The 23,875-nt window shown below is 71.0% G+C and carries 25 protein-coding genes and 2 tRNA genes; 9 read left to right on the top strand and 18 right to left on the bottom strand.

The genetic code is table 11. From position 1 onward, the window contains the following. The first annotated feature begins 36 nt into the window (after positions 1-36). The gene (locus tag QZX64_RS02730; protein WP_295656757.1) at positions 37-501 is read left to right on the top strand and encodes a cell division protein CrgA; all 465 of its coding nucleotides are present in this window, start codon (positions 37-39) and stop codon (positions 499-501) included. Positions 502-758: 257 nt separating this feature from the next. On the opposite strand, the gene QZX64_RS02735 is transcribed toward QZX64_RS02730, so the two are convergent. Further along, a complete protein-coding gene (locus QZX64_RS02735) occupies positions 759-1,694 on the bottom strand; it encodes a rhomboid family intramembrane serine protease (RefSeq protein WP_295656758.1) in 936 nt (311 codons plus the stop codon). A gap of 13 nt (positions 1,695-1,707) precedes the next feature. Continuing rightward, a complete protein-coding gene (locus QZX64_RS02740; RefSeq protein WP_295656760.1) occupies positions 1,708-2,223 on the bottom strand; it encodes a peptidylprolyl isomerase in 516 nt (171 codons plus the stop codon). Between the two features lie 175 nt (positions 2,224-2,398). Between QZX64_RS02740 and QZX64_RS02745 the strand changes: the two genes are divergently transcribed. Next, positions 2,399-3,112, top strand: a complete 714-nt coding sequence (locus QZX64_RS02745) for a hypothetical protein (RefSeq protein WP_295656762.1) — start codon at positions 2,399-2,401, stop codon at positions 3,110-3,112. Positions 3,113-3,122: 10 nt separating this feature from the next. Here the strand turns inward: QZX64_RS02745 and QZX64_RS02750 are convergent, their stop codons facing one another. The 16 genes from QZX64_RS02750 to dnaA all read right to left on the bottom strand — a co-directional run bounded on the left by QZX64_RS02750 (position 3,123) and on the right by dnaA (position 19,093). After that, a complete protein-coding gene (locus QZX64_RS02750; protein ID WP_295656763.1) occupies positions 3,123-4,151 on the bottom strand; it encodes a 1-acyl-sn-glycerol-3-phosphate acyltransferase in 1,029 nt (342 codons plus the stop codon). Next, positions 4,148-4,981, bottom strand: coding sequence for a patatin-like phospholipase family protein (locus tag QZX64_RS02755; protein WP_295656765.1), 834 nt, complete (start codon positions 4,979-4,981; stop codon positions 4,148-4,150). Before QZX64_RS02755 ends, QZX64_RS02750 begins: the two co-directional genes overlap by 4 nt. Continuing rightward, entirely contained in the window at positions 4,978-5,331 is a 354-nt protein-coding gene (locus QZX64_RS02760; RefSeq protein WP_295656767.1) for a DUF3817 domain-containing protein, read from the bottom strand. The genes QZX64_RS02755 and QZX64_RS02760 overlap by 4 nt, the downstream gene beginning before the upstream one ends. Before the next feature lie 4 nt (positions 5,332-5,335). Further along, positions 5,336-6,118, bottom strand: coding sequence for an SURF1 family protein (locus tag QZX64_RS02765; protein ID WP_295656769.1), 783 nt, complete (start codon positions 6,116-6,118; stop codon positions 5,336-5,338). A gap of 245 nt (positions 6,119-6,363) precedes the next feature. After that, positions 6,364-6,436: transfer RNA gene (locus tag QZX64_RS02770), tRNA-Ala, on the bottom strand. Between the two features lie 32 nt (positions 6,437-6,468). After that, positions 6,469-6,594: a DLW-39 family protein gene (locus QZX64_RS02775; protein WP_295656771.1), complete on the bottom strand. Its 126-nt coding sequence runs from the start codon at positions 6,592-6,594 to the stop codon at positions 6,469-6,471. Between the two features lie 33 nt (positions 6,595-6,627). Continuing rightward, positions 6,628-6,701 (bottom strand) — tRNA-Ile (locus QZX64_RS02780). Positions 6,702-6,910: 209 nt separating this feature from the next. Continuing rightward, on the bottom strand, positions 6,911-7,459 hold the full coding sequence (locus QZX64_RS02785; protein WP_295656773.1) for a DUF3566 domain-containing protein: 549 nt from the start codon (positions 7,457-7,459) through the stop codon (positions 6,911-6,913). Further along, the gene (gyrA, locus tag QZX64_RS02790) at positions 7,459-10,185 is read right to left on the bottom strand and encodes a DNA gyrase subunit A (protein WP_295656775.1); all 2,727 of its coding nucleotides are present in this window, start codon (positions 10,183-10,185) and stop codon (positions 7,459-7,461) included. The genes QZX64_RS02785 and gyrA overlap by 1 nt, the downstream gene beginning before the upstream one ends. Positions 10,186-10,258: 73 nt before the next feature. Beyond that, a complete protein-coding gene (gene gyrB / locus QZX64_RS02795) occupies positions 10,259-12,331 on the bottom strand; it encodes a DNA topoisomerase (ATP-hydrolyzing) subunit B (RefSeq protein ID WP_295656796.1) in 2,073 nt (690 codons plus the stop codon). A gap of 303 nt (positions 12,332-12,634) precedes the next feature. Beyond that, entirely contained in the window at positions 12,635-13,315 is a 681-nt protein-coding gene (locus QZX64_RS02800) for a bifunctional 2-polyprenyl-6-hydroxyphenol methylase/3-demethylubiquinol 3-O-methyltransferase UbiG (RefSeq protein WP_295656776.1), read from the bottom strand. Beyond that, positions 13,308-13,859 carry a DUF721 domain-containing protein gene (locus tag QZX64_RS02805; protein ID WP_295656777.1) on the bottom strand — a complete coding sequence of 184 codons (552 nt, stop codon included), beginning with the start codon at positions 13,857-13,859 and terminating at the stop codon, positions 13,308-13,310. The genes QZX64_RS02800 and QZX64_RS02805 overlap by 8 nt, the downstream gene beginning before the upstream one ends. Then, complete coding sequence (gene recF, locus QZX64_RS02810) at positions 13,849-15,006, bottom strand: DNA replication/repair protein RecF (RefSeq protein ID WP_295656779.1); 1,158 nt, start codon at positions 15,004-15,006, stop codon at positions 13,849-13,851. Before recF ends, QZX64_RS02805 begins: the two co-directional genes overlap by 11 nt. A gap of 6 nt (positions 15,007-15,012) precedes the next feature. After that, the gene (gnd, locus tag QZX64_RS02815; RefSeq protein WP_295656781.1) at positions 15,013-16,032 is read right to left on the bottom strand and encodes a phosphogluconate dehydrogenase (NAD(+)-dependent, decarboxylating); all 1,020 of its coding nucleotides are present in this window, start codon (positions 16,030-16,032) and stop codon (positions 15,013-15,015) included. A gap of 33 nt (positions 16,033-16,065) precedes the next feature. Further along, on the bottom strand, positions 16,066-17,256 hold the full coding sequence (dnaN, locus tag QZX64_RS02820) for a DNA polymerase III subunit beta (protein WP_295656783.1): 1,191 nt from the start codon (positions 17,254-17,256) through the stop codon (positions 16,066-16,068). A 358-nt stretch (positions 17,257-17,614) separates the two neighbouring features. Next, the gene (gene dnaA, locus QZX64_RS02825; protein ID WP_295656785.1) at positions 17,615-19,093 is read right to left on the bottom strand and encodes a chromosomal replication initiator protein DnaA; all 1,479 of its coding nucleotides are present in this window, start codon (positions 19,091-19,093) and stop codon (positions 17,615-17,617) included. A gap of 504 nt (positions 19,094-19,597) precedes the next feature. On the opposite strand from dnaA, the gene rpmH reads away from it, so the two are divergent. From rpmH to QZX64_RS02860, 7 genes are all read left to right on the top strand, one after another. Further along, complete coding sequence (rpmH, locus tag QZX64_RS02830; protein WP_295656786.1) at positions 19,598-19,735, top strand: 50S ribosomal protein L34; 138 nt, start codon at positions 19,598-19,600, stop codon at positions 19,733-19,735. Positions 19,736-19,767: 32 nt separating this feature from the next. Next, positions 19,768-20,139: a ribonuclease P protein component gene (gene rnpA, locus QZX64_RS02835; RefSeq protein ID WP_295656787.1), complete on the top strand. Its 372-nt coding sequence runs from the start codon at positions 19,768-19,770 to the stop codon at positions 20,137-20,139. Further along, positions 20,136-20,393 carry a membrane protein insertion efficiency factor YidD gene (gene yidD, locus QZX64_RS02840; protein WP_295656789.1) on the top strand — a complete coding sequence of 86 codons (258 nt, stop codon included), beginning with the start codon at positions 20,136-20,138 and terminating at the stop codon, positions 20,391-20,393. The genes rnpA and yidD overlap by 4 nt, the downstream gene beginning before the upstream one ends. 13 nt (positions 20,394-20,406) lie before the next feature. Beyond that, positions 20,407-21,378, top strand: a complete 972-nt coding sequence (gene yidC, locus QZX64_RS02845) for a membrane protein insertase YidC (protein WP_295656791.1) — start codon at positions 20,407-20,409, stop codon at positions 21,376-21,378. 105 nt (positions 21,379-21,483) lie between these two features. After that, a complete protein-coding gene (locus QZX64_RS02850; protein ID WP_295656799.1) occupies positions 21,484-21,990 on the top strand; it encodes a R3H domain-containing nucleic acid-binding protein in 507 nt (168 codons plus the stop codon). A 93-nt stretch (positions 21,991-22,083) separates the two neighbouring features. Beyond that, on the top strand, positions 22,084-22,764 hold the full coding sequence (rsmG, locus tag QZX64_RS02855; RefSeq protein ID WP_295656792.1) for a 16S rRNA (guanine(527)-N(7))-methyltransferase RsmG: 681 nt from the start codon (positions 22,084-22,086) through the stop codon (positions 22,762-22,764). A gap of 209 nt (positions 22,765-22,973) precedes the next feature. Next, the coding region (locus tag QZX64_RS02860; protein ID WP_295656794.1) for a ParA family protein at positions 22,974-23,875 on the top strand (902 nt) is incomplete at its 3' end.

Consider the following 23,875-nt stretch of genomic DNA (forward strand, 5'->3'; position numbering starts at 1 on the left):
CCCGTCGCATCCGATCGAGCAGTGAGGAACCACCCGGTGGCCAAGCCGTCCGTGCCCAGCAAGTACACCGACCCGACCGCGGGTCCCCTGATCACGCCGCGCTTCGTCCTCGCGCTGCTGCTCGTGGTGCTGGGCATCGCCTGGATCGTCTACTACTACCTCGCGGTGCGCGTCGACCCCTCCGTGGTGCCCGCGCCGGAGGCCGGCGGCCCCGCCTTCATGGCCGACCTCGGCCGGTGGAACTACACGATCGGCTTCGGCCTGGTGATGCTCGGGCTGGCCATCTCGGCCCATCCCTCCACCCCGCTGGGTCGCGGCCGCGGCGTGGTCGTCGGCATGCTCGGCTGCTTCATCGTCGGCCTGATCTGGATCTGCACCTACTACGTCGTCAGCGACGACCCCTCCGCCGTGCCGGTGATGAACGACCTCGGCCAGTACAACCTCGTGGTCGGCATCGGCCTGATGGCCGTCGGCTTCACCTTCGCCACCCGCTGGGAGTAGCCGGCCCTCGCCGCGTCCTGCCGGCCCGCTCCTCGTCCCGGGGGGCGGGCCGTCGCACTTTCCGGGGCCGTCATGCACACCTGGGGACAGGGGTGTGGAGGAATGACACTCGTGTAGTTCTCCACAGCTGTGGATGCGGTTGTGGACAGCCGGCGGTCGGGCGCGCGTGCTCCTCACGCTCCATTACCCATTCCTGCCTGCCCGTATTCGCGGCGGTGCAGGAATGAGGGAGCGGGACGGGACCGGGCGGCCGAGCCTCAGGCCAGGGCCAGCGTCCGCGCCACGACGAGCGCGACGAGCACGGCGGCGAGAGCGGCGAGCCCGGCCACCTGGACGGGAGTACGCCGCGACCTCGGCGCGTAGACGATGACCGCCGCGATCAGCACACCGCCGACGAGACCGCCGAGGTGGCCCTGCCAGGAGATGAAGCCGCGGCCCACGACCGTGATGGCGACGTTGATGCCGATCCACACCAGGATCTGCGAGACGTTGCCGCGCACCTTGAAGGCGAGCACGAGCAGGCCGCCCATCAGGCCGAAGACCGCGCCTGAGGCGCCCAGGGTGGCACTGGTCTCGGGGGCCAGCCAGTAGACGCTGGTGGAGCCCGCGAGGGCGGAGAGCAGGTAGAGCGCCAGGAAGCGCACCCGCCCCAGGGCGGCCTCGAGCTGCGGGCCGAGGACCCACAGGGCGAGCATGTTGAAGCCGATGTGCCACACCTGCTCGTGCAGGAAGGCGCTGGTCAGGAGCTGCCACGGCGCGCCGTCGGCGACGCCGGGGACCCAGGTCGCGCCCGGACCCGTGGCACAGACTGCTGCGTTGGTCGCCCGCGGGAAGTAACCGGTGAAGTCGGCGTCCCAGCACCGCCCCAGCGGGGTGAGGTACAACCGTGCCGCCAGCCACGACGACCCCGCACCGGTGGCCAGCACCGCGAGGAAGACCGCGGCGTTGACGCCGATGAGCACCTTCGAGGTGAGCGTCGGGTCCGAGGACCGCCTCCCGCCGTACGTCGCGAGTCCGGACCTCGTCGACTTCGCACCCTCCGCCACGCAGTGCGGGCACTGGAAGCCCACGGCGGCGTCGCGCATGCAGTCGGGGCAGATCGACCTTCCGCAGCGCTGGCAGGAGATGTACGTCTCCCGGTCGGGGTGCCGGTAGCAGGTGGGCACCCCGACCGGGGTGGTCGGCTCGGTCACGTGGGGTGGTGCCTCAGGAGCCGGTGGTCTCGACGGTCTCGATGACCACGGGCTCGGCGGGGCGGTCCATGGCGCCGGTGCGCACCTTGGCGATCGTGTCGACGACGTCGCGCGAGGCCTGGTCGGCGACCTCGCCGAAGATGGTGTGCTTGCGGTTCAGGTGCGGCGTCTTGCCGACGGTGATGAAGAACTGCGAGCCGTTGGTGCCGGGGCCGGCGTTGGCCATGGCCAGGAGGTAGGGCTTGTCGAAGACGAGCTCGGGGTGCGGCTCGTCCTTGAACGTGTAGCCCGGGCCACCGGTGCCGGTGCCGAGCGGGCAGCCGCCCTGGATCATGAAGCCGTCGATGACGCGGTGGAAGGAGAGGCCGTCGTAGAAGCGCTCCCCACTGCGGCCGGCGTCGTCCTTGTAGTCCTTGGTGCCCTCGGCCAGGCCGACGAAGTTCGCCACGGTCTCGGGTGCGTGGTTAGGGAACAGGTTGATGACGATGTCGCCCTTGTTGGTCTTCAGGGTGGCCTGCTGGTCAGCCATGGCTGCCTCTCGGTTCGGCGGGTCGGATGCGGCGCCCACACGCGATGAGCGCAAGCGCGATCCTCCCACGAGCGCCAAACCGGGCGACCCGGGGCCGAGCCGTTCACCGGACCGGCGGTAGCAGCCGCAGGCCCGGCGTGGTGAGATGGAGACCCACCGACGAAAGGTTGGCCAGATGCGACTGCGCCGCAAGCAGACCCTGATGGATCGGGCCTCGGAGTTCGCCGAGACGGTCCTCCCCCAGATCGAGTCCGCGCTGGAGTCGGCCCTGGAGACCGGCAAGGAGCAGGCGCGCGAGGCGCAGGCGAAGGCCGCGCCCCTGATCGCCCAGGGCCGCGACATCGTCGTGGAGAAGGCCTCGACGGGCGCGACGTACGCCTCGGAGAAGGCCCCGATCCTCGCGGCCGCGGCGGCGGAGAAGGCGTCTGCCGCCTCGTCGTACGCCGCCGAGAAGGCCCCCGTCGTCGCGGCCCTGGCCGCCGAGAGGGCCGCGACCGGTCGCGACGCCGCCGTCGCCAAGGTCAACGAGCTGCGCGGCATCGAGCCCGAGCCGGAGCCCGGCGGCCGCCTGAAGAAGCTCCTGCTCGTCACCGGCCTGCTGGCCATCGGCGGCTTCGTCTTCAGCAGGCTCCGCAGCTCGGGCCAGGACACCTGGCAGTCCTCCTACACCCCGTCCCCGGCCCCGCCGCGGTCGACGACCTCGCCCGCACCGGGTGCCCACCTCGCCGCGCACGACGCCGCGGGGGGCACCCCCGGTGAGGCCGTGGCCGACGCCGTGGAGGAGCCGCACGCCGCGACGACGCCCGACGCGCCGGCCGAGATCATCGACGTCGACGACGTGCCCGGCGACGTGCCCGGCGACGTGCCCGGCGACGGGCCGAGGCCCTAGCAGCAGCACGTCAGGACCGGCCGGAGGGGAGCTCCTCCGGCCGGTTCTCGGCTATCCAGGCGTCGATGCGCGCCCACCACTCGAAGAGCCACTCGATGCGCTCCTCCCGCCCGGCGGGGATCTCCTCGCGCGGCACCTCCCACCACCGCATGGTGATGCGCTTGTCGACGGGCAGCTCGCGCCACACGTCGCCGATCGTCAGCAGGTGGTCGAGCCCGGTGTGGGCCACCATCACCACGTCGGCCTCGGGAGCCGCGTCGAGCGCCGCGAGGAAGCCGCCCGGCCGCGGCGCGATCACGTGGATCATCGCCTCGGCCCGCACGGCCATCCGCTCCAGCCCCAGGCTGCGCAGCTTGGCGATGGCGCGCTCGCGGCGCTGCGGGGTGAAGTTCCCGCCCTCGGGGAAGATGACGAAGGCGTCGTTGTCGTCGAGCTGCGAGGCCAGGGCGCTGATCTGGGTCTCGATGTCCTCGCCCTCCCGCGGCTCGGAGGAGATGAAGCGCGCCGGGATGCGCCGCAGCAGCACGTCGATGGCGGGGTCCCACGCGAGGGTGTCCTTCAGGACGACCCGCGGCTCACGCCGGTACCAGTGCATGAGGGCGTACATCAGCGTGAAGGAGTCCCCGGGCCCGGCGTGCCGGCAGCACACCAGGATCGGGGTGTCGGGGTGCTGGTCGGGCGCCGGTCCGTCGGTGACCACCTGGAGCCGCAGCACCCGCCGCGCCTCGCGGAAGAACACCACGAGCACGCCCTGCACGAGGTCGTAGTGGATCCCGGCGAAGTACGGCGACCGGATCCGCCACCCGAAGCCGCTGGCCAGCCACAGGCCGAACAGCACGACGAGCAGCAGCGACTCGCAGGTCAGGTAGAGGATCGCCACCCACCCGACCCGCAGCACCCGCCACATGCCCGGCAGCACGCGCGCCACGACAGGTGACAGCGCCGCGAGGATGAGCCAGAGCGGCAGCGTCACCCAGACCAGCACGGTGAGCCCGATGACGGCGGGCGCGAGGACGAGCCGGCGGAGCGCCCAGGTCACGGCAGCTCGTCGAGGTAGGTGCGGGTCGCGTCGTAGGTCGCTGCGATCCGCTGCGCCACCCCGCCGAAGTCGCGGGCGGCGAGCACCGTGTCGTCGCGCGCCGACGTCCCCCTGGCGGGCAGCACGTGGGCGACCACGCCGTCGGGCAGCTCGGCCAGCTCGCGGGTGAAGCGGTGCCGGCGGGCGATCTCGAAGCTCACCCGGGCCACCTCCCACGGTCGGCTCGGCGGGGTCAGCGGCCGGTCGATGCGACCGACCTGCAGCACGAAGATACGCGTCGCGCCGAGCTGGGCGGCACGCCCGACCGGGATGGAGTTGACGATGCCGCCGTCGAGGAAGTGCTCGACGCCCTCCGCGGTCACCACGCGCGCCGGCGGCAGCAGCCCGGGCACCGCCGCGCTGGCGACCACGGCGTCCACGACCGGACCGGTGGAGAACCAGTGCTCGGCGGCCCGCTCGATGCTGGCCGCGCACACCTGGAGCCGCACGGGCAGCTGCTCGAAGGTGACGTCGCCGAGCTCCTCGCGCAGCCGCCGGCTCAGGGGTGCGGCGGAGTAGACGTGGGTGCCGGTGGAGATGACCCGGCGGACCGTGCGCAGCGGGCGGTCGCCGTACACGTCCCGCGAGCGGGCGGTGTCGTTCCACAGCGCGGCGAGGCGCTCGATGACGGCGAGGGTGGGGTCGCGGGCGACCATGGCGCCGTTGAGGGCGCCGACGCTCGTGCCGAGGACGAGGTCGGGGGTGATGTCGCGTTCGAGCAGGGCCCGCAGCATGCCCACCTCCGCGGCTCCCAGGACGCCGCCGCCGCCCAGCACGAACGCGGTGGTCACCCCGTGACCCGGTCGGGGTCGCGCAGCTCCGGGTGCTCGGTGCGCAGGCGCGAGGCGACGTTGTGCTCGACCCAGAAGATCAGCACCGGGACGAGGCCGGCCAGCAGCATCACGACCAGGAACTGCAGCGACCAGCCGGCGCGCCGGGAGAGCAGGAACGCCACGACGACGTAGACGACGTAGACCCAGCCGTGGATGAGCGCCACCACGGCGGTCAGCTCGTCGCCGAAGACCTGGAGGTCACCGCCCTCGGCCAGGCCGTACTTGAGGACCATGCCCAGGGTGAGGGCGAGGAGGAGGAGGCCCACGACCAGGGCCAGGACGCGGTAGACGGTGAAGAGCTTGCGCACCCCCTCAAACTACCGAGTCGACCTCGTCCTCGACCGATGCGCTCCCCAGCGCTGAGTCGTCGCGCACCCAGCGCCACCAGATGAAGGCGGCGAAGGCGCCGAAGAACCACCACTCGATCGCGTAGAGGAAGTTGCGCAGCGCGGTGAACCGGCTCGCCTTCGGCAGCTCGGCGAGGTCGGCCGGGACGAGCGTGTCGGACCCGGCGTTGCTCTGGGCCGCCTCGGGGTCGACCACGGCGTAGGCGCCGTACAGGTCCTGGTCGACGTGCTGGATGGCGTCGGCGATGCGCAGCTGCGGCAGGACGTCGTCGCCGGGGTCCTCGTCGCGCTGGCCGGTGCCGTCGGGCGGCTGGAGCCATCCCGTCACCGCGGCCTGCCCGGTGGGCGGCTCGCCGGCGTCGGCGACCGTGGGGGCCCAGCCGCGGACGACGAGGAGCGCTGCGGCGTCCGGCCCGCCCACCGCGAGCGGTGTGACGGCCCAGAAGCCCGGCTCGCCGTCGTGCTCGCGGCCCTCGACGTACACGCTGCCGCCGGGCACCCACGTCCCCTGCACCGTCACCGGCTGGCCGACCCGGTCACCGGGGAACGGGTCGTCGGGACCCATCGCGTCGACCAGTGCGACCGCCTCGGTGCGGGTGAGGTCGCTCGCCTCGGCGGCACGCTGGGCCTGCCACGCCTCGAGCTGCCAGAAGCCGAGCCACCCCGCGATCGCCACGAGCACCGCCGCGAGGAGGTGGACGCCGAGCGCCGCGGGCCTCAGCAGTCGAGGCAGGCGTGGCGCGGTCACGTCAAGAGCCTAACGAGCGCCCGTACGCCGCCCGGCCGGTGCTCGTGCGGACCGCCCGCGCCGCCGGGCTCATGCGGGCCCCTCCACGCCCAGCCCGCACACCTCGCACCGGCCACGGACCCTCAGGTGGTATCCCGCTGCGGCCGGCAGCAGTGCCGGACCCCAGACCGGCAGCGGCAGGAGCAGGTAGACCATCGGCGTTCCGTCGTCGCCGCCCGCGCCTCCCAAGCAGTGGTGGCGATCGGTGGAGCCTAGGGGACTCGAACCCCTAACCCCCTGCTTGCAAAGCAGGTGCGCTACCAATTGCGCCAAGGCCCCGGGTGGTGCGGCGGTGCGGTGCTGCGGGAGCGTCAGGCCTTCTCGACGGTGTCGGTGGCCTCGGCCCAGAGGGCCTGCTCGTCGCGGGAGTCGTCCAGCTTCTTCTTCGCCATGGCGGCACCGAGGGCGGCGACCAGGACGAGCAGGACCTTCTTCATGTGTTCCTCCGTGTGTCCCGGCGAGGATGGGAGTGGGCCTAACAGGACTTGAACCTGTGACCTCTTCCTTATCAGGGAAGCGCTCTAACCGTCTGAGCTATAGGCCCGCCGCACGAGCGGCGAGTGGCCTCGCGACTGTGCGCTGGAAGGCTACCCCACGCCCGATCGGCGCCACAAAGCGAGTCCCGCGCTGGCAGGCGCGGCGGTCCTAGATACCCCAGAAACACCGGGATCGCGCCAAGCTGCTCCTCCGTCACCTCGGCGTAGGGATCCCCGGATATCCGGGGATCCCAACCAACCGGCACGCCGACCTCCCTCAGCGCTCGTCCTCCGACAGCGTGACCTCGATGCCGCCGAGGAGGGCGGCGGCCATGTTGTAGAGGAACGCTCCCAGGGTGGCGATCGCGGTCAGCAGGATCACGTCGATCACGGTGATCAGCAGGGTGAAGCCCAGCACCCTCGACATCCCGACGTAGTCGGTGACGTCGAAGTCGCTGGTCTGGTCGCCGGCGACCACGCTCGCCACGGTGGAGTTGATCGACTCCCACACGCCGGCGGCACCGAGCACCGACCACACCATGAACACCGCCACGAAGGTGACCACGCCGAACGCGATCGAGAGCAGGAAGGAGGCCTTCATGACCGACCAGGGGTCGATCCTGCTCAGCCGCAGCCGCGCCCGGCGGGGCTGCTTCCTGCCCGTACGACGCGGCGCGGACTCCGGGTCGGCGTTGCTGCGGTGCTCGCTGGCGGCGACCGACAGGGCGCCGGACAGCCGCCTCTTGAGAGGTGGGCGCTCCGCCGGCTCGTCAGCGGTCGCCGAGCCGCGGCGTCCGCTCGTCGTACCGGCGGTGCGCTCGCTCATCAGGACTCACTCTCACCCGGGTCGTCTGCAGCCTCGCCCGAGTCGTCGGCGTCCGCCTCGAGCACGTCGTTCTCGATTGTCGCACCCTCGACGGTAGCCGACGAGTCCGCGACCTCCGGGTCGGCGGTCGCGGCCGCCGGGTCGAGGCCGGCCTCCTCGAGGATCTCCTCGAGCTCCTCCTCGTCACGCGCCTCCACCGAGCGCGCCACCACGGCGACGGCGTCGCCCGACTTGGGCGTCACGAACCTCACGCCCATGGTCGAGCGGCCGGTCCGGCGGAAGTTCTCGTTGATGGGGCTGCGCACGACCTGGCCGCCGTTGGTGATCGAGAGGACCTCGTCGCCCTCCTCGACGATGAACGCGCCGACCAGCCCACCGCGGTCCTCGTTGGCCAGCGACATCGCCTTGATGCCGATGCCGCCGCGGGACTGGAGGCGGTACTCGGAGATGCGCGAGCGCTTGGCGAAGCCGCCGTCGGTGATGGTGAAGACGTACTGCTCCTTGACGTCGCTCTCCTCCACCGACTCGCCCGCCGCCTCGGCGGCCTCCTCGGCCGCGACCTGCTCGGCGCGGATCACCGAGAGCGAGAGCAGCGAGTCGCTCGCGCGGAACTTCATGCCCGCGACACCGGAGGTGGCGCGACCCATCGGCCGCAGCTGGGCGTCGTCGGCGCGGAAGCGGATCGCCTGGCCCTTGCGGGAGACGAGCAGGATGTCGTCGTCGGCGTCGACCAGCTCGGCGCCGATCAGCTCATCGTCGTCCTCGCGGAAGTTGATGGCGATGACGCCGGCCTGGCGCGGGGAGTTGTAGTCGCCCAGCCGCGTCTTCTTCACCAGCCCGTGGCGGGTGGCGAGCACCAGGTAGGGCGCCTGGTCGTAGTCGCGGATCGCCAGCACCTGCGCGATGTTCTCGTCGGGCTGGAAGCTGAGCAGGCCGGCGACGTGGCCGCCCTTGGCGTCGCGCTGGGCCTCGGGCAGGTTGTAGGCCTTGGTGCGGTAGACCCGGCCCTGGGTGGTGAAGAACAGCAGCCAGTGGTGGTTGGAGGTGGCGATGAAGTGCTCGACCACGTCGTCGCCACGCAGTGTCGCCCCGCGCACGCCCTTCCCGCCGCGCTTCTGGGTGCGGTACTGGTCGGCCCGGGTCCGCTTGGCGTAGCCGCCGCGGGTGATGGAGACGACGAGCTCCTCGTCGGGGATGAGGTCCTCCATCGAGAGGTCCCCGTCGGCGGCGATGATCTGGGTACGCCGCTCGTCGCCGTACTTCTCGACCAGCTCGCCGAGCTCGTCGATGACGATCCGGCGCTGACGGGCCTCGTTGGCGAGGATGTCCTCGAGGTCGGCGATCTCGACCTCGATCTTGGCCAGCTCGTCGACGATCTTCTGGCGCTCCAGGGCCGCCAGGCGCCGCAGCTGCATCTCCAGGATCGCGTTGGCCTGCAGCTCGTCGATCTCGAGGAGCTCGATGAGGCCGGTGCGGGCCTGCTCGACGTCGGGCGAGCGGCGGATCAGCGCGATGACCGCGTCGAGCTGGTCGAGCGCCTTGACCAGCCCGCGGTAGACGTGCGCGCGCTTCTCGGCCTCGGCGAGGCGGAAGCGGGTACGCCGCTGGATGACGTCGATCTGGTGGGCCACCCAGTTGCTGATGAACTGGTCGACGGTGAGCGTGCGCGGCACGCCGTCGACCAGCGCGAGCATGTTGGCGCTGAAGTTGGTCTGGAGCTCGGTGTGCTTGAGCAGGTTGTTGAGCACGACCCGGGCGACGGCGTCGCGCTTGAGCACGATGACCAGCCGCTGGCCCGTGCGGTCGGAGGTGTCGTCGCGGACGTCGGCGATGCCCTGGACCTTGCCGCCGTCGGCGAGCTCGGCGATCTTCAGCGCCAGGTTGTCGGGGTTGACCATGTAGGGCAGCTCGGTGATCACCAGGCAGGTGCGGCCCTTGGCGTCCTCGTCGACCTCGATCACCGCGCGCTGCGTGATCGAGCCGCGGCCGGTGCGGTAGGTCTGCTCGATGCCCTCGCGGCCCACGATGAGGGCGGCGTTGGGGAAGTCGGGGCCCTTGATCCGCGCGATCAGCTCGTCCTGGAGCTCCTCGCGGGTGGCGTCGGGGTGCTCGAGGGCCCAGGTGGCACCGTCGGCGACCTCGCGCAGGTTGTGGGGCGGGATGTTGGTGGCCATGCCCACCGCGATGCCGGCCGAGCCGTTGACCAGCAGGTTGGGGTAGCGCGCGGGCAGGATCGTCGGCTCGGAGCTGCGGCCGTCGTAGTTCGGCGCGAAGTTGACGGTGTCCTGGTCGATGTCGCGGACCATCTCGGTCGCCAGCGGTGCCATCTTGCACTCGGTGTAGCGCATCGCGGCGGCGGGGTCGTTGCCCGGGGAGCCGAAGTTGCCCTGGCCGTGGATCAGCGGCGCGCGCATCACCCACGGCTGGGCGAGGCGGACGAGGGTGTCGTAGATCGCGGTGTCGCCGTGCGGGTGGTACTGACCCATGACGTCGCCGACCACGCGCGCGCACTTGGAGAAGCCGCGGTCGGGCCGGTAGCCGCCGTCCCACATGGCGTAGAGCACGCGCCGGTGCACCGGCTTGAGGCCGTCACGCACGTCGGGAAGGGCCCGGCCGACGATCACCGCCATCGCGTAGTCGATGTAGGAGCGCTTCATGGACTCCTGGAGGTCGATCTCCTGGATCCGGGGCCCGCCGCCCTCGCCGCTGCCGGTCTGCTCAGTCATGGATGTCCTTCTGCTCGGATCTACGCGCGTCTAAGGAACTTGTTAGACAAGGGGATATCGCTGGAGACGTCCCTCAGATGTCGAGGAAGCGGACGTCCTTGGCATTGCGCTGGATGAAGGAGCGGCGCTGCTCGACGTCCTCGCCCATCAGGATCGAGAAGATCTCGTCGGCCTGCGCGGCGTCCTCGAGGGTGACCTGGAGCATCAGTCGCTGGTCGGGGTCCATCGTGGTCTCCCACAGCTCCTTGGCGTTCATCTCGCCCAGGCCCTTGTAGCGCTGGACGGGGTTCTCCTTGGGCAGCTTCTTGCCGCTGGCCAGGCCGTCGGCCATCAGCGCGTCGCGCTCCGCGTCGGAGTAGGTGAACTCGTGCTCGGCCGGCTTGTTCCACCGCAGGCGGTAGAGCGGCGGCTGGGCCATGTAGACGTAGCCGTGCTCGATCAGCGGCTTCATGAAGCGGAAGAGCAGCGTCAGCAGCAGCGTGTTGATGTGGTGGCCGTCGACGTCGGCGTCGGCCATCAGCACGACCTTGTGGTAGCGCAGCTTGTCGAGGTCGAACTCCTCGTGGATGCCGGTGCCGAGCGCCGAGATGATCGCCTGGACCTCGGTGTTGGCCAGCACCCGGTCGAGGCGGGCCTTCTCGACGTTGAGGATCTTGCCGCGGATCGGCAGGATCGCCTGGATGCGCGGGTCGCGGCCCTGGCGGGCCGAGCCGCCGGCGGAGTCGCCCTCCACGATGAAGACCTCGCACTCGGAGGGGTTCGTGGACTGGCAGTCGCTCAGCTTGCCCGGCAGCCCGCCGCCGCCGAGGAGGCCCTTGCGGGAGCGGGCGAGGTCGCGCGCCTTGCGCGCGGCGATCCGCGCCTGGGCCGCCGCCTGGGACTTGCGCACGATGTCACGGCCCTCGGCGGGGTTCTGCTCGAACCAGGCACCGAGCTGGTCGTTGACGATGCGCTGGGTGAAGCCCTTGGCCTCGGTGTTGCCGAGCTTGGTCTTGGTCTGGCCCTCGAACTGCGGCTCACCGAGCTTGATCGAGATGATCGCGGTGAGGCCCTCGCGGATGTCGTCACCGGAGACGCGGTCCTCCCGCTTCTTGATCAGGCCCCACTCCTCGCCCCAGTTGTTGACCAGGGAGGTGAGCGCCGCGCGGAAGCCCTCCTCGTGCGTGCCGCCCTCGTGGGTGTTGATCGTGTTGGCGAAGGTGTGCACCGACTCCTGGAACGTGGTGTTCCACTGCATCGCCAGCTCCAGGCTCATGTGCTGGTTGCCCGTGGCCGGGTCGGCGGCGGTCTCCGCCTCGAAGTTGATGATCGTGGGGTTGGCCACGGTCTTGCGGCGGTTGAGGTGCTCGACGTAGTCGACCAGGCCCCGGTCGTACTTGAAGACCTGCTCGATGCCACCGGTCTCGGCCCGCTGGATGGCGTCGTGGCCGGCGGTGTCGACGGTGGCGTCGATGGTGCCGTCCTGCACCGCCTCGGCGATCTCCGCGGCCTCGGGCCGCTCGTCGCGCACCACGATCTCGAGGCCCTTGTTGAGGAAGGCCATCTCGCGGATGCGGGTGGTGATGGTCTCCAGGGAGTACGTCGTGGTCTCGAAGATGTCCTCGGAGGCCCAGTAGGTCACCGTGGTGCCCGTGTCCTCGCCGTCCTCGAGCGCGCGCACCTGCTCGAGGCCGCCCTCGGGCACCCCGAGCTGGAACCCCTGGCGCCACAGGTGGCCACGGTTCTTGACCTCCACGACGAGCAGGCTGCTCAGCGCGTTCACCACCGAGACGCCGACACCGTGCAGGCCGCCGGAGACCTTGTAGCCGCCGCCGCCGAACTTGCCGCCCGCGTGCAGCATCGTCAGCGCCATCGTGACCGCCGGCATGTCCTGGCCGGGGGCGGTGTCGGTGGGGATGCCACGGCCGTTGTCCTCCACGCGCACCGCGCCGTCGGGGGTGAGGGTCACCACGATGCGGTCGCAGAAGCCGGCCAGCGCCTCGTCGACCGCGTTGTCGACGATCTCCCAGATCAGGTGGTGCAGGCCGCGCTCGCCGGTGGAGCCGATGTACATGCCGGGGCGCTTGCGGACGGCCTCGAGGCCCTCCAGCACGGTGATGGCCGAGGCGTCGTAGGCCACTCCCTCGTCGGGGGCGCTGGACCTGATCGGCTGCTTCTCTTCGGGCGTTTCAGCGGTCACGGCGGGGCCTTCTTCCAGGGCCCGACGGGCCTCTCGACATGGCAAAGGCCGCTGCTTCTCCGCGTCCGGTGCACGGGCGCCCGACAGGTCAGCGACCTCACGCTCATATTAGCGGCCAGGCACCCAGAATCCACGCACCCATCCACAGTTTGGGGTGACGGATCGGCGAAACAGCTCGCCTGCGGGCCGCCAACCCGGTTCTCCGCCCCGATCAGGGGTCCCGGTGACTCCCCATACGCAGACCGGGCCCGCAGATCGGCAGCCAGGGCCTCAGGGCTGGGGCGCGTCGACCCAGAACGCCTTGTACGCCAGCTCGGGCCGTCGGTGCTCCCGGCTGGACCGGCCCGACACCTCGAGGCCCCACCCGGCCACCGCGGCCGCCAGCCGGTCCTTGCCGCGCTCCTCGTTGAAGGTCCCGACCACCAGGCGGCCGCCGGGCTCGAGGAGCCGCAGCAGCCCCGCGACGTACGCCGGTGCGCGCGGCGCCGGCACGTAGTCCAGGCCGGTGCGCACGTAGGTGAACCGACGGCCGGGGTCGAACCCGTCGGCGTTGGCGGTCCAGATGCGGTCCGCCCACCGGGGGAGTCGCCACCGGGCCAGGTCGGCGAGGCGCGCGGAGATCTCGACACCGTACGGCTCGAGACCGCCGCCGGACCACGCTGCGACCGACTCCATGAGGAGCCCGTTGGCGCAGCCCACGTCGAGGAAGGTGCCGGGGCCGGTGACGGCGTCCAGCACCAGCCGGCGGGCCTGCTCCCAGCGCGCGGCGTCCCCGCTGTGGCCCGAGCCGCCCTGCGGCGTCGTCGCCGCGAGGTACGGCTCCTCGATCAGGGCCAGGGCGCGGGCGTGCCACCCCTCCCGGTCGATGTCACCGCGGGCCAGCGCCGCGTCGATCGCGTCCAGCTCCCGCCAGCCCCGCTCCTTGGCCGTGCGCACGTCGTCCTCAGCCATAGGTGTCCCGCGGGCCGCGCCCGTCACGCACCGACCGGGGTCCCCGCTTCCAGCTCGGCAGGTGCGGTCCGAGCACGTCGATGACGGTGACGGTGCCGTGGCCGAGCTCCTCGTTGAGGCGGCGGACGAGGGTGGGCGCCACCAGCTTGAGCTGCGTGGCCCACGCGGTGGCGTCGGTGCGCACCACGAGCCTGCCGTCGACCAGCGACTCGGGCCGGCAGTGGTCGGCCACCTCGGCGCCCACGATCTCCGACCACCGGCCGAAGACCTGCTGGACACGTAGGTCGAGCTCCCAGCCGTGGGAGCTGACCATCCGCTCGACGAGCCCCTCGAGCAGCTGGGGGTCACGGTCGTCGGGGTGCGCGCCGGAGCCACCGCGGCCCCCCGTGCGGCGGGTGCGCCGCTTGTCGGCGTCGCTCGGCGGGCCGCCGCGCCGCCTGGCCGGGACCCCGCCCGGGGCCCGGGCCGCTGCCCGGGCCGCCGCCCGGGCGTAGTCGAGGCCGCCGTCGTCGTGCGGCGGCTCGACAGGCTGCTCATCCGTCACGGCGGACCTCCCCTCCCGCGACGAGGAACCGGCTGCCGGACAGCGCCTCCGGCACGTCGGCGGCCACCGCCGCCGTGACCAGCACCTGCTCGGCACCGGCGACGAGCTCGGCGAGCTGCTGGCGGCGTTCGGTGTCGAGCTCGGCGAAGACGTCGTCCAGGATCAGGATCGGGTCGTCGCCGTCGGCACGCAAGAGGTCGTACGACGCCAGCCTGAGCGCCAGCGCGAACGACCAGGACTCGCCGTGCGAGGCGTACCCCTTCACCGGCAGCGGGGTGCCGCCCTCGCCGGCCTGGCCCAGCGTCAGCACCAGCTCGTCGCGGTGCGGGCCCACGAGCGAGATGCCCCGGTCGAGCTCGTCGCCGCGTCGCCGCTCGACCTCTGCCAGCAGGGCGGTCGTGAGGTCGTCGCGCCGCGTGGCCCCACCCAGGTCGAACGACGGCCGGTAGGCGAGATGGGCGTCGTTGCGCGACGCCCCCCGGGCGACCGCCTCGTAGGCGGTGCCGACGTGGGGCCGCAGTCCCTCGACCAGCGCCAGGCGCTCCTCGAGCAGCTCGGCGCCGATGCGGGCCAGGTTGGAGTCCCAGACCCCCAGCGTGGAGAGCGCCGCCTCCTGCGAGGAGGAGCCCCGGCGGGCGTGGCCGGCGGTCTTGAGCAGCGAGTTGCGCTGCCGCAGGACGCGGTCGTAGTCGGAGCGCACGCCGGCGAGCCGCGGCGTGCGCAGGACGAGGAGGTCGTCGAGGAAGCGCCGCCGGTCGGAGGGGTCGCCCTTGACGAGGGTGAGGTCCTCGGGCGAGAAGACCACCGTGCGCACCAGGCCGAGGATCTCCCGGGGCCGCGGCACCTGCGAGCGGTTGATGCGCGCGCGGTTGGCCCGGCCGGGGTTGAGCTCGACCTCGATGATCGCCTCGCGGCCCTCGCGCACCACCGCGGCGCTGATCACCGCCTGGTCCGTGCCGGCCCGCACCAGGGGGGCGTCGGAGGCGACCCGGTGGGAGCCGAGCCGGGAGAGGTAGTCGACCGCCTCCACGAGGTTGGTCTTGCCCTGCCCGTTGCGGCCGAGGAAGGCCGTCGCCCCCGCGTCCAGCTCGAGGTCGAGCCGGGGGTAGGAGCGGAAGTCGTGCAGGGAGAGACGGGCGACGTGCACCGGGGACTAGCTCTCGGCCTGCTCGTTCCCGGAACCGGCACCGGCCTTCTTCGACTCGGGCGACAGCGGGGCACCGACCTCGCCCTCGGCGTCGCCGCCCTTGGGGGCACCGGTGCGGACCGCATGGCCGCCGAACTGGTTGCGCATCGCGGCGACCGCCTTCATCGACGGGCTGTCGTCCTGGCGGGAGACGAAGCGGGCGAAGAGCGCGGCGGTGAGCGCCGGCACGGGCACGGCGTTGTCGATGGCCGCCTCGACCGTCCACCGGCCCTCCCCGGAGTCCTCGGCGTAGCCGGCGATGGAGTCCAGGCCGGGGTCGTCGTCGAGGGAGGCGACGAGCAGGTCGAGCAGCCACGAGCGGATGACGGTGCCCTCGCGCCAGGAGCGGAAGACCTCGGTCACGTTGTCGACCAGGTCGACCGTCTCGAGCAGCTCCCAGCCCTCGGCGTAGCTCTGCATCATGGCGTACTCGATGCCGTTGTGGACCATCTTCGAGAAGTGCCCGGCACCCGGCTTCTGACCCGCGTGCACGGCGCCGAACTCGCCCTCGGGCTTGAGCGCGTCGAAGGCGGGCTGCACCTTCGCGACGTCCTCGTCGGAGCCGCCGTACATCAGGGCGTAGCCGTTCTTCAGCCCCCAGACCCCACCGGACACGCCGCAGTCCACGAAGCCGACGCCCTTGGTCGCCAGCTTCTCGGCGTTGGCCGCGTCGTCGGTCCAGCGGGAGTTGCCGCCGTCGACCACCAGGTCGCCCTCGCCGAGCAGCTCGCCGAGAGCGGCGACGGTCTCGCGCGTGGCGTCACCGGACGGCACCATCACCCACACGACCTTGGGGCTGGGCAGTGCCTCGACCAGGGCCTCGAGCGACTCCACGTCGGAGACCTCGGGGTTGCGGTCGAAGCCGACGACCGTGTGACCGGCATCGCGCAACCGGGTGCGCATGTTGCCACCCATCTTGCCGAGCCCGACGAGACCGATGTCCATGCTGGTGTCCTCCCGGATATGAGTACGAGTGCTGGCGTGCACGCTAGCCCGGCCCGCGGCCGGGCGACAGGTGTGTCAGGACAGGAGGCGGCGCGGCATCAGCAGGTAGCGGAACCCGGCGCCACGGCCCCGGGAGTCGTCGGCGGCCGCGTCGGTGGCCGAGATGACGACCGGCTTGTTGGCCTGGGTGAACGCCAGGTCGACGACCTCGCCGTCGAGCGCGGTGAGCCCGTCGAGGAGGTACTGGGGGTTGAAGCCGGTCATGATCTCGTCGCCGTCGATCTCGGCGGTGATCGCCTCGGTGGCCTGGGCCTCGTCACCCGAGCTGGAGTCGAGCACGACCTCGCCGTCGGCGAACTTCAGCTGGACCGCGGAGTTGCGCTCCGCCACCAGCGCGACGCGCTTCACCGTGTCGATGAGCTCCTGCTTGTTGACCTTGGCGACGGTCAGGTGCTGGCTGGGGAAGAGCGAGCGGACCTTGGGGAACTCGCCGTCGAGCAGCCGGGTGGTGGTGCGGCGCGTGCCGCTCTCCTCGTCGCCGTACTGGAAGCCGATGATCCCCTCGCCGGTGCCGCCGGCCGCCAGGGAGATCGTGACCTCGCCGCCGGTGAGCGACTTGGCGGTGTCGCCGAGCACCTTGGCCGGCACCAGGGCGGCCATCGAGGCGTCGGTCTCCTGCGGGTTCCACCCCAGCTCGCGGTGCGAGAGGCGGAAGCGGTCGGTGGCCAGCAGCGACATGGTGTCGCCCTCGATCTCGATCCGCACGCCGGTCAGCACGGGCAGCATGTCGTCGCGGCCGGCCGCGGTGACCGCCTGGGAGACGGCGTGGGCGAAGTCGGTGCTGTTGACCGTGCCGGAGGCCGACGGCATCTCCGGCAGCGTGGGGTAGTCCTCGACCGGCATGGTCTGAAGGCTGAAGCGACCCGCGCCACAGGTCAGCTCGACCTTCGCCCCGGTCAGGCTCACGTCGATCGGCTTGTGCGGGAGGCTGCGGCAGATGTCGGCCAGGAGCCGGCCGCTGACCAGGCAGGTGCCCTCGTCGCTGACCTCGGCCTTGACGGTGGCCCGGGCCGACGTCTCGTAGTCGAAGGAGGACAGGACCAGGCCGCCGTCGCCGGCCTCGATCAGCAGGCCGGCGAGGACGGGGGCGCTGGGCCGCACGGGCAGGCTGCGGGCCGCCCATGCCACGGCGTCGGCGAAGACGTCGCGTTCGACGCGGAACTTCACGGTGTGGTCCTCCTGGGTCTGGGGTGTGAATCCTGCCATGCGGGCAGCCGCAGTGCACCGGCCCCATCCCGTTGCCTGTCCCCGTTGCCCGTCCCGTTGCCCGTGCTCGGGCGAGGCGTGCGAGACCGGTTGTGCACAGGCCGGGTGCGTTTCGGATGTTCCCAGGGGATCTGGGCATGGAGAGGTCCGTAGGAGTCATAGCGTCTGTGTAATCTGTGGAGAAGCGGCGTTTGCGCAGGTCAGAGGGGTTCCGGCCCTGCTCACGGTGCTGTGCACGGCGTGTGCAGCCGTGCGCCGGCATGTGCACCGGTGCCGGTGGTCCGACTCGTCGTCCCGAGTTGTCCACACGTGCTGTGGACGACGCACCGGGGTGAACCACACGTCGTGCACAGGCCGGTCAGGACTGACGGGCCTGCATCTTGACCCGGTTGGTGAGCTCGCTGACCTGGTTGAAGACGGCGCGGCGCTCGGCGAGGAGGTCCTTGATCTTGCCGTTGGCGTACATCACCGTCGTGTGGTCGCGGCCGAACTCCTTGCCGATCTGCGGCAGCGACATGCTGGTCAGCTCCCGGCACAGGTACATCGAGATCTGGCGGGCCAGCACCAGGTGGCGACCACGGCTCGGACCGGTGAGGTCCTCCAGGGAGATGCCGAAGTAGGCGGCGGTCTGCGCCACGATGAGGGCCGCGGTGATCTCGGGCTCGCCACCGTCGGGGATCAGGTCCTTCAACACGATCTCCGCCAGCGTCATGTCGACCTCCTGGCGGTTGAGGTTGGCGAACGCGGTGACCCGGATCAGGGCCCCCTCGAGCTCGCGGATGTTGGTCTGGATCTTGGAGGCGATGAACTCCAGCACGTCGGGCGGCGCGGTGAGGCGGTCCATGGCCGCCTTCTTGCGCAGGATCGCGATGCGGGTCTCCAGGTCGGGCGCCTGGACGTCGGTGATCAGGCCCCACTCGAAGCGGTTGCGCAGGCGGTCCTCGAGGGCCTCCAGTGACTTCGGTGGCCGGTCGGAGGTGAGGACGATCTGCTTGTTGGCGTTGTGGAGGGTGTTGAACGTGTGGAAGAACTCCTCCTGCGTCTGCGTCTTGCCCTCGAGGAATTGGATGTCGTCGATGAGGAGGACGTCGACGTCGCGGTAGCGCCGCTTGAACCGGTCCTGGCGGTCGTCGCGGATCGCGTTGATGAACTCGTTGGTGAACTCCTCGCTGGAGACGTACCGCACCTTGGCGCCGCTGTAGAGGCTGCGCACGTAGTGGCCGATCGCGTGCAGGAGGTGGGTCTTGCCCAGGCCGGAGTCGCCGTAGACGAGCAGGGGGTTGTAGGCCTTGCCCGGCGCCTCGGCGACGGCGACGGCGGCGGCGTGCGGGAAGCGGTTGGACGAGCCGATGACGAAGGTCTCGAAGGTGTACTTCGGGTTGAGCCGTGACTCGGTGACGCTCGGCCGCCCGCGGTCATGGACCCGGTCGAACGTCCGGTCGAGCGCGCGGTCGTCGTCAGGCGGCACGGGGAGGTCGAAGACAGGAGCGTTCCAGTCCTTTGTCGACATGTCGTCTTCTCGACGTGCCGGGTCGTCCTGCGGCGGGGAGACGGGTGGCGCCATCGTGCCGTCGTCCAGGGCGCTGTTGACCGTGACGGCGAGTCGGATCTCGCGGCCGAAGCCCTCGCTCAGGGCGTCCTCGACCTGGCCGCGGAGGCGGCCCTCGAGCTGGGTGCGCGTGAAGTCGTTGGGCACCGCGATGATCGCGGTGTTCTCGTGCAGCGTCACCGGCTCACTGGCACGCAGCCAGGCACGCTGGTGCGGCTGGAGGTCGCCGACGACGGCGCGCCAGACGGTGTCGAGGTCGCTGCCCTCGGTGCCGGGATCCTTGGCCACTGGTGTTGCCCCTTCATCACGTCGCGGCCGAACCGGGGGCTCCGGGACCGATCTTGAGTCCACAGTTTTATCCACAGGCTGTGCATGTGGACCTGGCTGTGGGTGGGTGGTGCCTTCCGGCGAGCCCCACGACCCCGGACCTGACGGTTTTCGCAGGTCAGGCGCGGTCACGGTGCCTCTCGACGCGTGCCCACACCCCGGCGGGACCGCTCGGGTCGAGGACACCGGTTCCCTCGTACCCCGGGAACGTAACAAGCACGGGGAGGCGGCGGCAACCCGTCATCCACAGGTTGAGGGCTCTCCGGTTTGACCCTGTCTCGAGCCAGCGCGTACCGTTGGCCGGTCACCACAGCCTCGTCCTCGAGGCCCCCATCCGGAGTCGACCGGTGCCGCATGTCCACGACGCTCTCACTGCGCGCGTGGGCGGGCGGTGCCAGCCGAACTGGTTGCCGCGTCCCGTCCGGGTGGACCGTCCAGAAGAGCCGAAGCAATGGAGAGTTACTCGTGAGCAAGCGTACGTACCAGCCGAACAACCGTCGCCGGCACAAGGTGCACGGTTTCCGCCTGCGCATGCGCACCCGCGCCGGCCGCGCCATCCTGTCCGGCCGCCGTCGCAAGGGCCGCAACAGCCTGGCAGTCTGACGGTCGCCACGGCGACCACCGGGCCTCGCGTCGTGCTGCCCGCCAGCCACCGTCTCACCGAGGGTGAGTCCTTCCGGCACACGGTCCGCAGCGGCCGGCGGGCCGGCGCTCGATCACTCGTGGTACACCTCGCTGCACCGTCCGACCTCGACGAGTCGCAGGTGCGCGTCGGGTTCGTGGTCAGCAGGGCCGTCGGCAACGCTGTCGTCCGCAACCGCGTCAGGCGCCGGCTGCGCCACCTCACCGGGGAGCAGCTCGACAGGCTTCCCAGGTGCAGCACGCTCGTCGTCAGGGCGCTGCCGGCCTCGGCGTCGGCGTCGTACGCGGAACTGCGAGCCGACCTCGTTCGTTGCCTCCAGCGGGTGGTCCCTCAGACGACAGAGACAGTGACGACGCGCGCATGAAGTACCCGCTGATCTGGTTCCTGCGCGCCTACCGTGCGCTGATCAGCCCGCTGTACGGCCAGGTCTGTCGCTACCACCCCTCGTGCTCGGCGTACGCGCTGGACGCCGTCACGACGCACGGGAGCGTCAAGGGCTCGTGGCTGGCGGTGCGCCGGCTCGGTCGCTGCCACCCGTGGGCCGCCGGCGGCTACGACCCCGTCCCACCGTCTCCGCGGCTCCGGGCCTCACCGGCTGACCCGCACCGCTCACCTTAGGAGCCTGAACACCTTGCTGGACTTCTTCCAAGACATCGGCGGCTTCATCATGGCGCCGCTGTACTACGTGATCTCGGCGATGCTCGTCGGCTTCCACAAGGTGTGGGGCGGTGTGTTCGGGCCCGAGACGGGTGCGGCCTGGGTGCTCTCGATCATCTGCCTGACCCTGGTGATCCGGATCCTTCTGATCCCGCTCTTCGTCAAGCAGATCAAGTCCAGCCGCAACATGCAGCTCATCCAGCCGAAGGTGAAGGAGCTGCAGAAGAAGTACGGCCACGACAAGGAGAAGCTCGCCCAGGAGACGATGGCGCTCTATCGCGAGACGGGCACCAACCCGTTCGCGTCCTGTCTGCCCATCCTGCTGCAGATGCCGATCTTCTTGGCGCTGTTCCGCCTCATCGACCAGGCCGCGAAGCACCCCGAGACCGAGCGCGGCATCATGACCGTGACGCTCAACGAGCAGTTCGGCGACGCCGTCTTCCTGGGCGCGAAGATCTCCGACACCTTCTTGGACACCGACCTGCTCGGCGTGCGCGTGCTCGCGGCCGTCCTGGTCGTCGCCATGACGGCGACGACGTTCCTCACCCAGCGCCAGCTGATGAGCAAGAACATGCCGGCCGATGCCCTCACCGGCCCGTACGCCCAGCAGCAGAAGTTGCTGCTCTACGTCCTGCCGCTCGTCTTCGCGGTCGGCGGCATCGCGTTCCCGGTCGGCGTGCTGTTCTACTGGACCACCTCCAACCTGTGGACGATGGGCCAGCAGTTCTACGTCATCCGCAACAACCCCGCTCCGGGGACGCCCGCCTTCAAGGCCAAGGAGCAGCGCGACAAGGCCAAGGCCGCCCGCAAGGGCCTGCCGCCGGAGGCCGCCGTGAACGCGCAGGACCACGCCGTCGACGAGATCGCCAGTGCCGAGGCGGCGCGCAAGGCAGCGCAGCGTCAGCAGCCCAAGCGGCAGACCCGATCCCAGCGCAGGAAGCGCTGAACCCACGCCCCCGCGTGCGCCCGGGCGTACGCGATGTCCGAATCCCAGCAGGAGCGAATCGTGAGTGACGCCGAGACCGAGACCGTGAACGACCGGACGAGTGACGTGCAGGAGGAGGACCGCCAGGCGGAGGAGCCGACGACGCGCCCCTCGAAGCTCGAGCGCCTCGAGCAGGAGGGCGACATCGCCGCTGACTACCTCGAGGAGTTCCTCGACATCGCCGACCTCGACGGCGACCTCGACATGGACGTCGAGGGCGACCGTGCGTCGGTGTCCATCGTCGGCGCCGACCTCAGCCAGCTCGTCGGCCGCGACGGCGAGGTGCTGGACGCCCTGCAGGAGCTGACCCGCCTCGCTGTCTACCGCGAGACCGGCGAGCGCTCCCGGCTGATGCTCGACGTGTCCGGGCACCGGGCCGCGCGCCGCGAGGCGCTGGTGGCGCTGGCGGAGCGGCTGATCGCCGACGTGAAGTCGTCGGGCGAGCGCGTGGAGCTTGAGCCGATGACCTCGTTCGAGCGCAAGGTGATCCACGACGCCGTGGCGGATGCCGGACTGACCTCCGAGTCCGAGGGTGCCGAGCCCAAGCGCTACGTCGTGGTGCTCCCCGAGTGACTCGTGACTGACGACGTTTCACGTGAAACAGCAACGCCCTCCCTGCCACCGACACCGACGGTGGCCGGGAGGGTGTTCGCATCGGAGCGCCTGGTGCTGGCTGAGGCGTTCGGGCGACGGCTGGCCGGTGACGGCGTGGTGCGGGGCCTTCTCGGTCCTCGGGAGGTTCCGAGGCTGTGGGAACGCCACCTGCTGAACTGCGCGGTGCTCGGGGAAGCAGTCCCCGCAGGTGCGTCGGTGTGCGACATCGGCTCGGGAGCGGGCCTGCCCGGCCTGGTCCTGGCCATCGCGCGGTCTGACCTGCGGGTCACGCTGGTCGAGCCGTTGCTGCGGCGTACGACGTTCCTCACCGAGGTCGTGGAGTCCCTCGGTCTGGACTCGGTGCGAGTGCACCGGGGCCGCGCGGACTCCCTGCACGGGACCGAGCGCTTCGACGTGGTGACCTCGCGTGCTGTCGCTCCGCTGGACCGGCTGCTCGACTGGTCGATGCCGCTGGTGGCGCGCACCGGCGTGCTGGTCGCCCTGAAGGGCTCGTCGGTCCGGGACGAGGTCGTCGCCGCGGCGCCGGCCCTGGCGCGCTGGGGGCTCGCAGACCCCGAGATCATCGAGCTCGGCGCCTCGATGCTCGAGCAGCCCACATCGGCGCTGCGAGTTTCCTGGGCCGACCCGTCACAGGTAGGTTTGGCGCCTGCCGGTGCGAGGTCTGCGCCGGCTGCGCGTGTGTCGTCGCGTGGCAAGCGCCCACGCCGCTCCAGCCGAAAGGGTCCCCGGTGACCGACGGAACGATCCGCGAGCTGTTCGGGCTGCGGACGCCCCACACGTTTTCCACCGATGAGCCGACGCTCCCTGAGCGTGAACGTCCACAGGACGGGTCCGGTTATCCACAGGACGCCCCGCGGCAAGCCGCCGGTGTTCCACGTGAAACATCGGCGTCGGGCTTCACGCTGCGCACGGCTGCGGACCTGGCGGAGACGTCGAGGAGCATGGTGATCGACGACGCCACGCCACTAGCCCGGGCCGCGGAGCACAGCGTTCTCGCGCGCAGCGGCGCCCTCCGCTCCGCCGGGCGACCCGAGTCGACGCGGGTGCTCGTCGTCGCCAACCAGAAGGGCGGGGTGGGGAAGACCACCTCCACGGTGAATCTGGCGGCCGGACTGGCCCAGCTCGGCCAGCGCGTCCTCGTCATCGACCTCGACCCCCAGGGCAACGCCTCCACGGCCCTGAACATCGACCACCCCCGGGGCGTGCCCTCGACGTATGACATGCTCGTGGACGGCGCTCCCCTGGCCGACGTGATCGCGGAGTGCCCGGATGTCGCCGGCCTCTTCGTGGTGCCGGCCACCATCGACCTGGCCGGCGCCGAGATCGAGCTGGTGAGCGTGGCTGCCCGCGAGAACCGGCTGCACGAGGCCATCACCGGTCATCCCCACGTCGGTTCGGCCGCCGAGGCAGGCGAGGACCGCTTCGACTACGTGCTGATCGACTGCCCACCGTCGCTGGGGCTGCTCACCCTCAACGCCCTCGTCGCCGGGGCCGAGATGCTGATCCCCATCCAGGCGGAGTACTACGCGCTCGAGGGACTCGGCCAGCTGCTCGAGACCGTCGACATGGTCAAGAAGCACCTCAACCCGCGGCTGGAGGTGTCGACCATCCTGGTCACGATGTACGACGCCCGCACCCGTCTCGCCGCGGGCGTCGCCAAGGAAGTGCGCGAGCACTTCGGCGACACCGTGCTGAAGACCAGCGTGCCCCGGTCCGTCCGGGTCTCGGAGGCGCCGTCGTACGGCCAGACCGTGATGACCTACGACCCCGGATCCTCCGGGGCGCTGAGTTACCTCGAGGCCGCGCGCGAGATCGCCAGCCGCCCCGCCCCCGCCCCCGCCGC

The organism is uncultured Nocardioides sp., from assembly GCF_902805925.1.
In the GTDB taxonomy this organism is placed as follows: Bacteria; Actinomycetota; Actinomycetes; order Propionibacteriales; family Nocardioidaceae; genus Nocardioides.

Bases quoted from the DNA above. Each gene is read 5' to 3' on its own strand.
- QZX64_RS02740 (WP_295656760.1), bottom strand. From the start codon at position 2,223: ATGGCTGACCAGCAGGCCACCCTGAAGACCAACAAGGGCGACATCGTC.
- yidD (WP_295656789.1), top strand. From the start codon at position 20,136: ATGAAGTACCCGCTGATCTGGTTCCTGCGCGCCTACCGTGCGCTGATC.
- dnaN (WP_295656783.1), bottom strand. From the start codon at position 17,256: ATGGCAGGATTCACACCCCAGACCCAGGAGGACCACACCGTGAAGTTC.
- QZX64_RS02800 (WP_295656776.1), bottom strand. From the start codon at position 13,315: ATGGCTGAGGACGACGTGCGCACGGCCAAGGAGCGGGGCTGGCGGGAG.
- QZX64_RS02745 (WP_295656762.1), top strand. From the start codon at position 2,399: ATGCGACTGCGCCGCAAGCAGACCCTGATGGATCGGGCCTCGGAGTTC.
- QZX64_RS02785 (WP_295656773.1), bottom strand. From the start codon at position 7,459: ATGAGCGAGCGCACCGCCGGTACGACGAGCGGACGCCGCGGCTCGGCG.
- QZX64_RS02775 (WP_295656771.1), bottom strand. From the start codon at position 6,594: ATGAAGAAGGTCCTGCTCGTCCTGGTCGCCGCCCTCGGTGCCGCCATG.
- gyrA (WP_295656775.1), bottom strand. From the start codon at position 10,185: ATGACTGAGCAGACCGGCAGCGGCGAGGGCGGCGGGCCCCGGATCCAG.